Origin of the sequence: Streptomyces sp. NRRL F-5630 (assembly GCF_000719475.1) — a bacterium.
Taxonomy (GTDB): domain Bacteria; phylum Actinomycetota; class Actinomycetes; order Streptomycetales; family Streptomycetaceae; genus Streptomyces.
Genome location: NZ_JOGO01000033.1, coordinates 19591 through 32729 on the forward strand (window position 1 = coordinate 19591; position 13139 = coordinate 32729).

A 13139-nucleotide genomic window follows, 5' to 3' on the forward strand; every position below is an offset into this window, starting at 1 on the left:
CGCGGGGGCCAGGTCAGAGGGCACGGAGGCCATGGAGCACCACCTCCAGGAGTGCGGGGTCGGGGAGCTGGGCGGGTGCCGGGGGCTCGCGGGTCACCACGGCGCCGCTCGCGGCGAGCGCGGCGGCCATCATGCGGACGACGGCGTAGGGCAGCCCGAGCTGCGCCGCGCACTCGTAGACAGAGAGCGTGCCCTCCTCCTCGACGAGGGCGAGGAGCCGGCGCGCCGCCGCGTCGAGCCCCTCGGCGCGGGCGCCGGGATCGGCGTGCAGCAGCGTCGTGCGCTCCACGCCGATCCGGTGGGGCACGTCGAGCCCGGCGGTCGCGACGTAGTCCGGCACGAGGCGCCTGCGAGGCGGCGTCATGCGCCGGCGGTCCTGCTCTTCGCGGCCTCGCTCAGCGCCGCGACCAGCTTGCCCACCTGTACCTGTACCTCGTACGCGATCCGCCCGAGGTCGGCCTCCCGAGCCGCCCACAGGACGAGCCCCGCGCCCTCGCCCGCGGGCGCCACGTAGTAGAGGCCCTGCGGAGTCGAGACGACCACCTCGTCGATCGTGCGGTCCTTGCCCCGCGCCGCGCGGTCCACGAGCGCGCGGACGCTGCCGAGCGTCGAGCTCGTGACCGCGGCGACCGCCTCGCCGTCCTCGGTCGCGATACCGGGTGCGGCGCCCAGGATGAGGCCGTCCCTGCTGAACACGACGCCGCCCTCCACGTGCGGGAGTTCGAGCAGGGGCTCCAGTACCCACGACAGGTTCCGGGCGAGCGGGGCGCCCTTCACCGGCGGGGTTCCCTGGCTGTTCACAGGTCGTGTCCTCTCTGCTGCGCGGGGGCCGCCCGGGGGGTGCTGCTGCGCGGCCCCTCGTGCGGTGCGCGGTCCGTGGGGGGTACGGGGGTGTTGCCGGGCCCTGCCGCCCGCACGTCCTCGGACGGGCGGCTGTGGGGTGGGTCCTGGGGCGAGCGGGTGTCCTCGCGGGCGGGGCCGGCCGCCGCCTCGGCGGTCTCTCGCTCGACGGCCTCGCGGCCCCTGTCGCGGCCCGCCTGCCAGCCGCCCCAGCGCGCCTCGGCCTCGCGGGGCTCCAGGCGCGGGAGTTCGGCGACAGGCGCGACGGGGGCCGGGCCCGGGGCGCGCTCGCGCGTCTTGCGGCGGCGGCGCGGCAGCGCGGTGGAGTCACCGGTCTCGGTGGCGCGGGGCACGCTGCGCACCCCGGCGGGCAGCGGCGCGGCCGGTTCCGGGCTCCGCACGGGCGCGGGGGCGTGGACGGAGGGGGCGTGGCCCTCGGGCATCTCGACGAGGAGGGCCGCGGGGACGCTCACGACGGCGGCGACGCCGCCGTAACTGCTCTTCTTCAGCGAGACCTGGAAGCCGTACTGGCGCACGAGCGCGCCGATCGCGGCCCAGCCGGTCTGCGGCGGGTCGCCGAGTTCGACGAGCCGCACCGGGTGCGCGCCGCTGAGCAGGCGCTCCGCGCGGGCGAACTGCTCGGCGTTGAGGCCGACGCCCGCGTCCTCGACGATGATGCTCGCCCCGGTCTGCGTCTCGTGCAGCGAGACATCGACCTTGAGCGTGCCGTGGGAGAAGTGGACGGCGTTGGCGAGGAGTTCGGCGAGGACCGCGCGCAGGGGCTCGACCGACTGCGCCATGACGCCGACGGGGCGGGCGAGGTGGTTGACGGGTTCGCCGACGCGCTCCTTGAAGTCGCGGACCCGGCTGGCGGCGCTCACCGCGATGTCCACGAGGTGCGTGTCGTCGCGGAAGAGCATCGGTGTGGAGCCGGTGGCGAGCGCCGGGGTCTGCGCGGCGCGGCCGATCAGCTCGTTGAGCATGTCGAGCGCGAGGACGTCGGCCATGAGCGCGGGCTCGGCGTCGGGGTGGCGGCGCTGGATCTCGCTCAGGCCGTCCTGGAGGCGCAGTTGCAGCGCGTGCACGCGGCTCATCGCCCCGCGCACGACGGCCCGTCCGGCCTCGTCGACCCGTTCGCCCTCGGCGGCGACGCCTTCGGCGACGGCGTCGAGGAGGGCGCGGTGGAGCCGGTCGATGGGGGTGCCGACGAGTTCGGGTGTGAGCAGGCCGGGAACGGTGACGTGCGGGGTGCGCAGGTGCGAGAGGAGGGCGGGCAGGCGGTGTTCGAGCAGGTGGCGCGTCTCGCGCTCGACCGCCTCGCGGCTGGTACGCGCCTCCGTGCGCGCCGCGCCCGCCTCCGCCTGCGCGGCTCCGGCGGCGGCGAGCGCCGCGTCCCGTGCCTCGTGCGCCTGGCGCCTGTCCTCGTCGGCTCGTCTGGCGCGCCTGCGCGCCGCGACGAGAGGGCCTCCGGTCGCCGCAGCGGTGGCCCCGCCCGCGACGACGGCTGCGGCCACGACCTCTATCAGCATGTGGGAAGTCCCTGAACCTCGGTGTGCTTGCGTACCGCGACGCGGCGTGCCGTCGCTCGCCGCACCACCGTAGGCGCAAGATCGTCACATGCCTAGTTCTGGCCGGAAGTTGACGGGCATTTTGATGAATCGGTGACCTGCGCGTCCGGTACGTCTGTTTCCCGGAACAGGGGATTCCAGCCCTTCGTTTTCCGCTGACCGCTTTGCCGCCGCTTCACCCGGAAGGGGGGATTCCCCCGCCTTTCCCCGCCTTCTCAGTACAGCCCTCTGCCCTCCTCCAGCGTGGTCGCCGCGCGTCGCGCGAGACCCGTGGCCCCGCAGCTCCTGGCGAGCGTGAGGCCGTGGTCGAGTTCCTTGCGGGAGCGCGTGACGAGCCCGTACTCGACGCGGGCGCGGGCGTGCTCGTAGGAGCAGGGCGAGTGTTCGAGGTAGGTGACCGCGCGGGCGAGGAGCGAGGCGGCGTACGGCCCCTCGCTCACCGCGGCGGCCTGGCGCAGCGACTCGCCGACCGCCGTGTCGGTGCCGAAGCGCTCGGCGGACGCCCGCGCGGTGGCGACGAGCGAGGCGGCCCGGTCCGGGTCGTCGGGCGCGACGGCGAGGGCGAGTTCGCCGTGCACGGGTGCGAGCACCGTGTTGTGCCAGCCGCGCGCGGTGAGCGAGACGAGCCCGGCCTCCAGTTCGTCGACCGCCTCCTTGCGGCGCCCGAGCGCGAGCAGCAGCCGCCCGCGTACCGCCGCGGCGTCGGGCAGCACGATGACGTCGGGGTAGGGCGGGCGGAACGCGTACTGCTCCATCAGCTCCTCGGCCTCGCGCACCTCGCCCTGCGCGAGCAGCGTGTCCGCGAGCATGCAGACGATGTCCCAGTGCAGCGGCATCCGCGAGCCCACCCGGTCGGCGATCCGCAGCGCCTCCCTGAGCATCCCCCGCGCGTCGCGCAACTGCCCGCGCCGCCGCTTCACGTAGCCGACGAACGCCTGCGCCACCCCGAGGTGGTTGCCGCTCCAGCCCTGTCGCCGGTAGACGTCGAGCGCCTCGGTGAAGAGGCTCGACGCGCGGTCGAGCCGGTCCGAGAAGATGTACGCGCCGCCGAGCATGACGAGCAGTTCGAAGCTCCACTCGGTGTCGGTCCAGCCGAGTCCGGGCGGGAGCTGGCCGTTGACGAGGGCGCGGTCGCACAACTCCACCGCGTGCTCCGCGTTCTCGCCGCGCGCCATGACGTCGAAGGCGCGCAGGATGAGCAGGGCCCGCTCGGAGGTGTCGCGCCCGGTGAGCGGATCGGCGAGCGCGGCGAGCCGCGCCGAGCGCCCTTCCGCGTTGCTCTCGCGCGCGTAGATGCCCTCCCACATGAAGTGCATGCCCTGGAGCCGCATACGGTCGGGACCCTCGTCGAGCAGGAGCGCCTCGCGGTCCACGACGTCGACGGCCTCGCGCAACTGGTCGAGGTGGACGAGCGCCTGCGAGAGGCGGCAGACGGCGTCGGTCCTGGTCGTGCCCCGCAGACCGTCGGGCACTTCGAGGGCCGCGCGCAGGTGCCGCACGGTGCTCCCCGGGTCGGTGAGGAGCGTCGCGCAGCCCAGCTCGTAGCTGACCTGCGCGTGCACGCCGGGCGCGGGCGGTTCGAGCAGCGCGCGCTCCAGACAGAGCCGGGCCGCCTCGGGCGCGCCCACGGCGAGGTGTTCGCGTGCCGCGGCGCGCAGTTGCGCCACGACGCGCGGATCGTCGTCGGGGACGAGCTGGAGCAGGTGGCGCGACGCGGCGGCGGGGCCGCGCCCCGACTCCATGACGAGTTCGGCGGCCCGCCCGTGCAGGGCCGTGCGGTGGAAGGGGAGCATCGACTCGTGGACGGCCGTGGCGATGAGCGGGTGGACGAACTGGAGGTCGTCGTCGGGGCCGGTCAGGACGCGCGCCGCACGGAGCCTGGCGAGGTGCGCCGCCGCCTCGTCGAGCGGCATGTCGTCGCTGAGCCGGGCGGCGAGCGGGAGCGTGATGTCGGTGCCGAGCACGGCCGCGGACCGGGCGAGCTTCACGGCCCGGGTGCCGAGCGCCTCGATCCGCTCGACCAGCCCGGTGCCGCGCGAGGCGGCGTTGAGGCCGCGCAGCTGCCCGGCCTCGGACTCGACGGCCCGGACACCGTTCTCGCGCGCCTTGCTGAGCAGTTCGACGGTGTCGTACGGGTTGCCGCCGGTCACCGCCCACACCTCGCGGCAGAAGCCGTCCTCCGCCAGCGAGCCGAAGGTCGCGCGGGTCAGTTCGGCGGCGGCGACGGGGCCGAGCGGCTGGAGCCTGTTGCCCGCCGGGCGCGCCTGGTCCACGAGGCTCTTGAGGTACTGGGCCGCGCGCCCCGTCGCCTCGTCCTCGCGCAGCGCCACGACGAGCAGCACCTTCGTCGAGTCCAGCGTCTTGGCGAAGGCCGCGAGCCAGTCGAGGGTCTCCGGATCGGCCCAGTGCACGTCGTCGACGAGGATGACGACGGGCCAGTCGGCCTGGACGAGCCGCGTGACGACGGAGACGAGCGAGTCGATGACGCCGCGCGGGTCGGCGGTGCGCCCGCCGGGGTCCGCTATCCCCAGCGCGGGACCCACGACGTCGTGGCGCTCGCCGAGGTAGGCGCGGGCCTCCTCGGGGGTCATCGCGAGCAGGCTGTGCTGGAGCAGCTGCCGGACGAGGTTGAAGGGCACCGAGCTGACCGTCTGCCCGCCACGCGCGCTCCACACCGCGGCCCGCCCCGTGGCGCGCCTGCGCACCTCCTGGAGCAGCCGGGTCTTGCCGATCCCGGCGACACCGCTGAAGACGAGGAGGCTGCCGCCGCCCTCGCGGTCCTCGCAGAGCCGCTCGATGGCCTCGTCCACGAGCCGCAGTTCCCGCTCGCGCTCCCACAGCGCCTCACCGCCCTGCGGGGCACCGCCGCCGGTGGGCACCTCGCCGCACGGGGAGTCGCCGTGGTCGTGAGCACCCTGCCGCACGTTCGCCGTCATCCTGCCCGCTCCCCTGCCCGTCCGCCGTCGCCAGGACCGGGTGGTGGTCGGCAGTTCGGCCGCCGGGCCCGGTCCGCACGAAGGCGAGCCTAGCCGCAGGGGCCCGAATATGACATGCCGTCAGACGGCCCTCCGGCCTGCGGCTATCATGCCCGCCTCTCATCCGATTCTCAGCACCACGCTCTAGGGTGAGCGGCATGACCCCACAGACTCCTCCCGGCTGGTACCCCGACCCCGGGCACTCGGGCGAGGGCCCACGCGGCGAGCGCTGGTGGGACGGTACGGCCTGGACCGAGAGGACCCGGCAGGCCGCGCCCGCACAGCCCCCGGGCACCGCCCCGGCCGCGACGGGGATACCCGTCGGTCCGCCGTCCCTCAGCAAGGAGGCACCGGCCACCGCGCCGGACCCGCGCGCCGCGCAGGACCCGCCACCGCAGAACCCGCCCGCCGCCGGGTCGCCCGGCACGGCGTTCCCGTACGGCCCCCAGCCCCCGTACCCCCCGGCCGCCCCCTACGGCGCGAGCGGCCCGTACGGCGCGCCGCAGCCAGGGGCCTCCGGTCCCTACGGCGGCTACGGCCCGTACGGCACGCCTCCGGCACCGCGGCGCGGGCGCGGCCGGTGGATCGCGGGGATCGCGGTCGGCGTCGTCCTGCTCGCCGTGCTCGGCGTCGGGACCTGGGCGCTCGTCGCCGGCGACGACGACGGGAAGAGCCCGGCCGCCTCGGCGCCCCGCGAGCCCGGCGCGCCGGAGGACGGCGCCCCCTCCGCGCAACCGCGTCAGCGCGGCGAGGGCGGCGGGGACGGCCAGGATGACGGCGATGGCAACGGCGGCGGCGGGACGGTGCGTTCGGGCGCGGTGCCCGACCGCGTCAACGGCCTGCGCATCCCGGTGCCGAAGGGCTGGGAGGGCCAGAGCCTCACCACGGGCGCCTCCGTCAACGCCGGTTCCTACGCCTGCCCGGTACCCGACCCCTCGGCGGGCGACGAGGACAGCTGCGTGCACGGCGGCGTCCAGTCGGTGCCCGCCGTCGCCCTCGGCCTCACCGCGAGGACCGCCGAGGAGGTCGCGAAGGCCGATATCGCGAAGAACGCCGAGGACTCCTACGGCGGCGGCGCGTACGGGGACATCACCTCGCACAGCGTGGACGCGGCGAAGAAGGTGACGGTCGCGGGCAGCGAGGGATACCTCGTGCGCTGGAAGGTCGTCACGAGCAAGGGCCCGGACGGCTACGCCGAGACCGTCGCCTTCCCCTCGCCCACCACGAAGCGGATGGTCGTCCTGCGCGTCGGGCTCGACATCAGCGACGACGCCCCGAAGCTCTCGGTGCTCGACGGGCTCCTCGCCGGGATCACGGCGGGCGAGGCCGGGGGCGCGGGCGGCGGCACGGGCGGAAACGCCTGAGGCGCGGGCGCCTCGCGCGCGAGGTACGACCGCGCCTCCGCGCGCGAGGTACAACCGGCGCCCTCGGTACCGCGACCGGGCACCCGCGACCCGCGGAAAAGGGCCCGGTGCCCCTTCCCACCGCTCAACGGGAAGGGACACCGGGCCCGGGTGCGCCGCCCCCGTCCCCACGGTGCGGCGCGGGCGCGTCGTCGTCCTTCATCCGCCGGTACGACGACCGCCGGTCTCTAGGGGGTCCGGCCCTCTCCGCGCTCCCCCGCCGCCTCCGGGGCCTCCAGACCGAGCACGGGCAGCAGCACCGCGCGCACGAAGCGCTCCATGTAGGCGGTGTCCGCCTGCTTGCCGTCGATGAAGGTCCGCATCCGCAGCACGCCGAGGAGCTGGGAGGCGACGTACGGGCGGGCGGGGTGGTCGGCGCGCAGCTCCCCGCGCGCGACCCCGCGGTCGAGCATCGCGCCGATCGCGGCGAGTTCGGGGTCCACGAGCGTCTCGCGCAGGACCTTCTTCAGGTCCGGGTCGTGGAGCGCCGCCTGAGTCATCGCCTGGACGAGCAGGGTGTCGCCGAAACCGCCGCTCCCCGCCGCGTGCGCCGCGGCGAGCAGGTCGCCGGACAGGCTCCCGGTGTCGATTCCGCTGAAGCGCTCCTTGCTGTGGGCGCGCAGGGCGGCGGCGACGAACTGCTGCTTGGTGCGCCACTGCCGGTAGAGCGTGGACTTGCTGCACCGGGTGCGCAGCGCGATGCCCTCCATCGTCAGCGCCTCGTAGCCGCAGCGCCTGATCTGGTCGAGCACGGCCTCGTAGAACTCCTGCTCGCGCTCGGGCGTGAGCTTGGACCGGCGCGAGGCGGCCGGGTTCTCGTCGGTGACTGAGACGGCTTCGGCGGTCATCGCGCTCTCCTCGTCCTCCGGCGGCGGTCCATGGCTTCCTGGCGGTCGCGCGGCGGCATGCCGCGGGGCGAGTGAAGAACTCGCTCGTCCGGTACGCCACTGTACCGGTACGCTAGCGTATCGAAACGTCACCGTACCGGTACGCCCGTGTACCGATACGAAAGTGTACCGATACGACGTCGTACCGGTACACTGGCGTACCGCTGGGCTCCAGGGGTCACCCCTGCCCCTACCGCATCACCAAGTCGTCACGTCAAAGGGGCCCCGGGCATGCGTACCGCCCGTTCAAGGTCCGCGACACGGGAGCCGGACACCACTGCCCGACCGCCCCTCGTCCGCGAACTGCTGCTCGTCGCCGGACTCTTCCTCCTCTACAAACTGGGGCGGAAGCTGGCGAACGGCCACATAGCGGAGGCATACCGCAACGCGGATCGCATATGGGATCTGGAGCGGTATCTCCACCTCCCGCGCGAGACGGACATACAGGGGCTGCTCCTGCACAGCGACAGCCTCGTGCACGTCGCGAACACGTACTACGCGACCGTGCACTTCCCGCTCACGCTCGCCTTCCTGGTCTGGCTCTACTGGAAAAAGCCCGCGCACTACGTGTGGTCGCGCCGCGTCCTCGCGGTCGTGACCGGCATCGCGCTCGCCGGGCACCTCCTCTTCCCGCTCGCGCCCCCGCGGATGCTCGCCGCGACCCACCTCATGGACACCGGGCTCGTCTACGGGCCCTCGGTCTACGGTTCGACACCGCAGGCCGACTCGGTCTCCAACCAGTTCGCCGCGATGCCCTCCCTGCACTTCGGCTGGGCCCTCATGGTCGCGATCGGCTTGATCGCCGCCGGGCGGCACCGCACCCGCTGGCTGTGGCTGCTGCACCCCGCGACGACGCTCCTGGTGATCGTCGGCACCGCCAACCACTACTGGATGGACGTGCTCGTCGCCTCCGTCCTCCTCGGCATCGCCCTGCTCGTCGTCCCGCGTCCCTCGGCCCGCCTCTCACGCGTCCGCCCCGTCCCCCGCCCGCCCCTGCGGCGGCTGCTCCCGCACAGCGCGAGCCGATGACCGCCACCCTCCTCGCGGTCGCGCTCTCGCTGATCTCGGCCACCGCCTACGCGACCGCCGCCGTCGCCCAGGAGCGCCTCGCGGCGCGCACCGCCGCCCAGGGCCACGGCGGCGGCCTGCGCCTGCTCGCCAACAGCGCGTGGTGGGCGGCGGTCGGGCTCAACGCGGGCGGCGCGCTGCTGCACGTCGCCGCGCTGCGGTACGGGACGCTCACCCTCGTCCAGCCGCTCGGCGCGCTGACCCTCGTCGCCGCCGTCCCGCTCGGCGCGCACCGCGCCGGACGCCATGTGGCACGCCGCGAGTGGCAGGGCACCGTGCTCACCCTCGCCGGCCTCGCCGCCCTCCTCTTCACGGCCTCCGGGCCAGCCCCCGACGACGCGCTCTCCCTCCCGGAGGCGCTCCTCGTCGGGGGCGCGGCCTCCGCGCTCCTCGCCCTCCTCGCCCGCCGGGGCGGGCGCCCCGGCCTGCGCCACGCGACAGCCTCCGGCCTCGCCTCGGGGATCGCCTCGGCCCTCACCCAGACCCTCACCGTCTCCGCGGGCGGCCCGCGCCTGCCGTTGTGGCAGGCCGCGATGGTGGCGCTGCTCGTCGCCGCCTTCGCGGCGGGCGGGCTGCTCCTCGCCCAGACCGCCTACCGGGGCGGGCTCGGCGCCCCGCTCGCCGTCCTGACGCTCGCGAACCCGGTCGCGGCGGCGGTCGTCGGTCTCAGCCTCCTCGGCGAGCGCCTGCGCGGCGGGGCCCCCGGTCTCGGCCTCACCCTGGGCGGAGCGCTCGTCGCCGCGTGGGGCGTCGTCCTCCTGAGCCGCGCCTCGGCGCGGCAGCAGGGCACCTCGACCGGCGTACGCGGCTCCGCCTCCGTACCCCCGGCGCGGGACACGGCCCCACTGCGCACGACGATCCCCGCGCCGCCGCACACCGCGGAGCCGCTCCCGCTCACCCGGGGGACGCTCCCCGCCCCACCCCCGTCGGCGCCCCGCCCGGCGGACGCACCGGCCCACGCACACGGCGGCAGAGGCCCGCGCGCGGCATAGGGCCGACCGGTTCCCGAGGCGCTCCGCAATCCCCGCCCGGCGTCACCGCCGGCCCGCCCGAACGGCCCCCGACCGGTGCCGGACCGGGCGCGAGGCGGGGCGAGCGCCGAGGTGCCGAAAAGGAGCGGGGCGGGCCGGGCGCGGCTTGTTAGGCTGCGCGGGCACGTATCCGTACGGAGGTCGCGAGAGTGGTGGCGGGAGACGACGACATCTCCGGATGAGTCCGGAGCCCCGGGGCCACCGGCGGCGCGGGACGCGCCGGGCCGGGTGGCCCGTTCCGCCCTGCCCACCCGCCGTACCGCGCCCCCTTTGGTGGTTCCCCGTGCCCTCCCCCGCTCCCGTCCTGCGTGCCCGTGACCTCGTCCAGGTGCTCGGCGGCCGTCGTGTCCTCGACGGCGTCTCGCTCACCGTCTCCCCCGGCCGCCGCCTCGGCGTCATCGGCGAGAACGGCGCGGGCAAATCGACCCTGCTGCGCCTCCTCGGCGGCGTCGACCGTCCGGTCTCCGGCGCCGTGGAGCGCCCCGCCGACGTCGGCTTCCTCCACCAGGAACTCACCTTCACGGCACGGGAGACGCTCGCGGACGTCGTCGAGGCCGCCCTGCGCGAGGCCCGTGCGGACCTCGCCGCGCTCGACCGGCTCGGCACGCTGCTCGCGGACACCGCCGAGGAGAGCCCGGCGTACGCGGAGCTGCTCGCCGACTACGAGCGGACGCTCGCCCGCGCGCAGGCCAGGGAGGTGTGGGACGCCGACCGCCGCGCGGCGCGGGCGCTCGACGGCCTCGGCCTCGGCGGGCTCGCCCCCGCGCGGACGCTCGGTTCCCTCTCCGGCGGCCAGCGCGGCCGGCTCGCCCTCGCCGCGCTTCTCGTGCGCCGCCCCACCGCGCTGCTCCTCGACGAGCCGACCAACCACCTGGACGACGCGGCGGCGGCCTTCCTGGAGGCGCGCCTGCGCGAACTGCCGGGCGCCGTCGTCCTCGCGAGCCACGACCGCGCCTTCCTCGACGCGGTCTGCACGGACCTGCTCGACCTCGACCCGGCCGTGGGCGGCCCCGTCCGGCACGGCGGTACGTACACGGAGTACCGCGCGGTGCGCGCGGCGGCGCGGGCCCGCTGGGAGGAGCGGTACGCGGCGGAGCAGGAGGAGGTGGGGCGACTGCGCGAGCGGGCCGGGGTCTCCGCGCACCGCGTCGCGCCGAACCGCTGGCGCTCCGACAACGAGAAGATGGGGTACGGGCGCCGGGGCAACCGCGTCGAGCACCAGATCTCGCGCCGCGTGCGCGACGCGCACCGCCGCCTCGCCGAACTGGAGCGCACCCGGGTCCCCGCTCCCCCGCCGCCCCTGCGCTTCAGGCCCGCGCGCGGCCTCGCCCTCGCGACCGGCCCGGAGGGCACGCTGCTGACCCTGCGCGACATCCGCGTCCCCGGAAGACTCGTGCTCGACCGGCTCGACGTGGCACCGGAGGAGCGCCTGCTCGTCTCGGGCCCGAACGGCGCGGGCAAGTCCACGCTCCTCGCGGTCCTCGCCGGTTACCTGGCGCACGAGGGCACGGCCGAGGCCGCCGAGGGGCTCACGGTGGGCCTTCTGCCGCAGGACACGGTCTTCGCGGAGGGCGAGCGCACGGCGGCGGAGTTCTGGGCACGCCGCCTGGGCGCGGCGCGCGCGTAACGCGTCCCGCTCACGGCGCTCGGCCTCTTCGCGGCGCGCGACCTGGACACCCCCGTCGCGCGCCTGTCGGCGGGGCAGCGCCGCCGCCTCGCCCTCGCCCTCCTCGTCGCGAACCCGCCGGGCCTCCTGCTCCTCGACGAGCCGACCAACCACCTCTCCCCCGCCCTGTGCGACGAACTGGAGGAAGCACTCGGCCCGGGCCCGGGGGCGATCGTCCTCGCGAGCCACGACCGCTGGCTCCGCCGCCGCTGGACGGGCGGAGAACTGCGGCTGACGGCCCCGGAGTGACCCGGGGTACGGGGGCGGTCCCGGCCGGCCCACGGCCCCGCCCCCGTACCCGGGCCGACGGGGCGCGCCCCGTACCACCGGAACCGCACGCGCGCTCGCGACGCCACCACCCGCGCACACGCGAAAGGCCCCTCCGGGATCTCTCCCGGAGGGGCCTCGCTCTGTGTCCGAGGGGGGACTTGAACCCCCACGCCCGATAAAGGGCACTAGCACCTCAAGCTAGCGCGTCTGCCATTCCGCCACCCGGACAAGGTGTCTGTCGTTTTCCCGGCGTTTCCCCCGGCGACATGGATAACTCTACCAGGTCCCCAGGGTGCTCTTCACCTCCATAAGACGTGGTCAGCGGGGTGGCCGGGGCGGCCTCGCGGTCGCCCCGGCCGCAGGTCAGCGGTGCTTCTTCTCGCGCAGGGAGTGCAGGTGCGCGGAGGACTTCTGGGCGAAGCGGAAGGAGTCCACGGGGTTGTCGTGCTCGACCTGCCAGTGGTGCGCGCGGCGGGCGTCATGGGTGCGGTGGTTCACGGCGGTGAGGAAGCTCAGGTAGTCGATGTCTCCGTCACCGACGTCGGTCATGTCGTACCCGTCGGCGGCCAGCTCGTCGCGGGTGCCGTCCTTCACGTGGAAGAGCGGGTAGCGGTGGGGGTGCTTGAGGACGTAGTCGAGCGGCTCGAAGGGGGCGGGCTTGCCGTCGGGGGTCTTGGAGAAGCGGAACTGGCCGGTGTAGGCCCAGTAGATGTCCATCTCCAGGAAGACGAGGTCGGGGTCGGTCTCGGCGAGCAGCACGTCGTAGAGACGCACGTGCGGCTGGTCGGAGGCGAAGCGGAACTCGTCGCCGTGGTTGTGCTGGTAGAACTTCATTCCGCGACGGCGGGCGGCGGCGCCGTACTTGTTGAAGTCGGCGGCGGCGCGCTTCCAGGCGTCGACGGTGTCGCCGTAGCGGAAGGGGCCCGAGGCGGTCCCGATGTGGGGCAGGCCGAGGGTCTGGGCATCGTCGAGCACCTTCTCCAGGTTCTGGGCGAAGGAGTACGCGTTGGGGTTGTTGTCGTCGTAGTAGTTGACGTGGCTGCCGATGCCCTTGAGGCCGTGGTCGCGGGCGAGGCGGGCGAGCTGGCGCAGGGTGAGGGAACCGGTCCCCTGCGTGTAGCCCGCGTACTCGACCTCGTCGTAGCCGAAGCGCTCCAGCTCGTCGAAGACCTTGGCGAAGCCGAGCGAGGCGACCTTGTCGCGCAGCGAGTAGAGCTGGATGCCGAGCCGGCCCTTGGGGAGGGCGGGGACACCGCCGTGCCCGTGCCCGTGTCCCTTGCCGTGGCCGCCGCCGTGCGCGGCGGCCTGCCCGGCGCCCAGGCCGAGGAAGGCCGCGGCGCCGAGACCGGCGCCGACGCCGAGCATCCCTCTTCTGCTGAGGCGGGCGGAGAGTTCCTCGTCCACTGTCTTCTTGCGGCTCATGCGTGGCTC

9 protein-coding genes, 1 tRNA gene and 1 pseudogene are annotated in these 13139 nt (G+C 75.1%); 4 read left to right on the plus strand and 7 right to left on the minus strand.

The window, feature by feature from the left end; translation table 11 throughout:
- Positions 1–13: 13 nt before the first annotated feature.
- The 4 genes from IF99_RS0116820 to IF99_RS0116835 all read right to left on the minus strand — a co-directional run bounded on the left by IF99_RS0116820 (position 14) and on the right by IF99_RS0116835 (position 5344).
- The gene (locus IF99_RS0116820) at positions 14–364 is read right to left on the minus strand and encodes a DUF742 domain-containing protein (protein ID WP_030997321.1); all 351 of its coding nucleotides are present in this window, start codon (positions 362–364) and stop codon (positions 14–16) included.
- A complete protein-coding gene (locus IF99_RS0116825) occupies positions 361–801 on the minus strand; it encodes a roadblock/LC7 domain-containing protein (RefSeq protein ID WP_030997322.1) in 441 nt (146 codons plus the stop codon). Before IF99_RS0116825 ends, IF99_RS0116820 begins: the two co-directional genes overlap by 4 nt.
- On the minus strand, positions 798–2369 hold the full coding sequence (locus IF99_RS0116830; RefSeq protein WP_030997323.1) for an ATP-binding protein: 1572 nt from the start codon (positions 2367–2369) through the stop codon (positions 798–800). The genes IF99_RS0116825 and IF99_RS0116830 overlap by 4 nt, the downstream gene beginning before the upstream one ends.
- Positions 2370–2623: 254 nt before the next feature.
- Positions 2624–5344: an ATP-binding protein gene (locus IF99_RS0116835; protein ID WP_030997324.1), complete on the minus strand. Its 2721-nt coding sequence runs from the start codon at positions 5342–5344 to the stop codon at positions 2624–2626.
- Positions 5345–5541: 197 nt separating this feature from the next.
- On the opposite strand from IF99_RS0116835, the gene IF99_RS32385 reads away from it, so the two are divergent.
- A complete protein-coding gene (locus tag IF99_RS32385) occupies positions 5542–6747 on the plus strand; it encodes a DUF2510 domain-containing protein (protein WP_030997325.1) in 1206 nt (401 codons plus the stop codon).
- Positions 6748–6974: 227 nt separating this feature from the next.
- Here the strand turns inward: IF99_RS32385 and IF99_RS0116845 are convergent, their stop codons facing one another.
- Positions 6975–7634 (minus strand): TetR/AcrR family transcriptional regulator, encoded by a 660-nt coding sequence (locus IF99_RS0116845; RefSeq protein WP_030997326.1) that lies wholly within the window; start codon positions 7632–7634, stop codon positions 6975–6977.
- Between the two features lie 270 nt (positions 7635–7904).
- On the opposite strand from IF99_RS0116845, the gene IF99_RS0116850 reads away from it, so the two are divergent.
- The 3 genes and pseudogenes from IF99_RS0116850 to IF99_RS30840 all read left to right on the plus strand — a co-directional run bounded on the left by IF99_RS0116850 (position 7905) and on the right by IF99_RS30840 (position 11687).
- Positions 7905–8702: a phosphatase PAP2 family protein gene (locus IF99_RS0116850; protein WP_030997327.1), complete on the plus strand. Its 798-nt coding sequence runs from the start codon at positions 7905–7907 to the stop codon at positions 8700–8702.
- Positions 8699–9733: a membrane protein gene (locus tag IF99_RS0116855; protein ID WP_030997329.1), complete on the plus strand. Its 1035-nt coding sequence runs from the start codon at positions 8699–8701 to the stop codon at positions 9731–9733. Before IF99_RS0116850 ends, IF99_RS0116855 begins: the two co-directional genes overlap by 4 nt.
- A 322-nt stretch (positions 9734–10055) precedes the next feature.
- Positions 10056–11687: pseudogene (locus IF99_RS30840) on the plus strand (ABC-F family ATP-binding cassette domain-containing protein).
- 164 nt (positions 11688–11851) lie between these two features.
- Here the strand turns inward: IF99_RS30840 and IF99_RS0116865 are convergent.
- Positions 11852–11936, minus strand: a tRNA-Leu gene (locus tag IF99_RS0116865).
- A 135-nt stretch (positions 11937–12071) separates the two neighbouring features.
- The gene (locus tag IF99_RS0116870; protein WP_030997330.1) at positions 12072–13130 is read right to left on the minus strand and encodes a sugar phosphate isomerase/epimerase family protein; all 1059 of its coding nucleotides are present in this window, start codon (positions 13128–13130) and stop codon (positions 12072–12074) included.
- Positions 13131–13139 lie beyond the last annotated feature (9 nt).

Bases quoted from the DNA above. Each gene is read 5' to 3' on its own strand.
- IF99_RS0116820 (WP_030997321.1), bottom strand. From the start codon at position 364: ATGACGCCGCCTCGCAGGCGCCTCGTGCCGGACTACGTCGCGACCGCC.
- IF99_RS0116830 (WP_030997323.1), bottom strand. From the start codon at position 2,369: ATGCTGATAGAGGTCGTGGCCGCAGCCGTCGTCGCGGGCGGGGCCACC.
- IF99_RS0116835 (WP_030997324.1), bottom strand. From the start codon at position 5,344: ATGACGGCGAACGTGCGGCAGGGTGCTCACGACCACGGCGACTCCCCG.
- IF99_RS32385 (WP_030997325.1), top strand. From the start codon at position 5,542: ATGACCCCACAGACTCCTCCCGGCTGGTACCCCGACCCCGGGCACTCG.
- IF99_RS0116845 (WP_030997326.1), bottom strand. From the start codon at position 7,634: ATGACCGCCGAAGCCGTCTCAGTCACCGACGAGAACCCGGCCGCCTCG.
- IF99_RS0116850 (WP_030997327.1), top strand. From the start codon at position 7,905: ATGCGTACCGCCCGTTCAAGGTCCGCGACACGGGAGCCGGACACCACT.
- IF99_RS0116855 (WP_030997329.1), top strand. From the start codon at position 8,699: ATGACCGCCACCCTCCTCGCGGTCGCGCTCTCGCTGATCTCGGCCACC.
- IF99_RS0116870 (WP_030997330.1), bottom strand. From the start codon at position 13,130: ATGAGCCGCAAGAAGACAGTGGACGAGGAACTCTCCGCCCGCCTCAGC.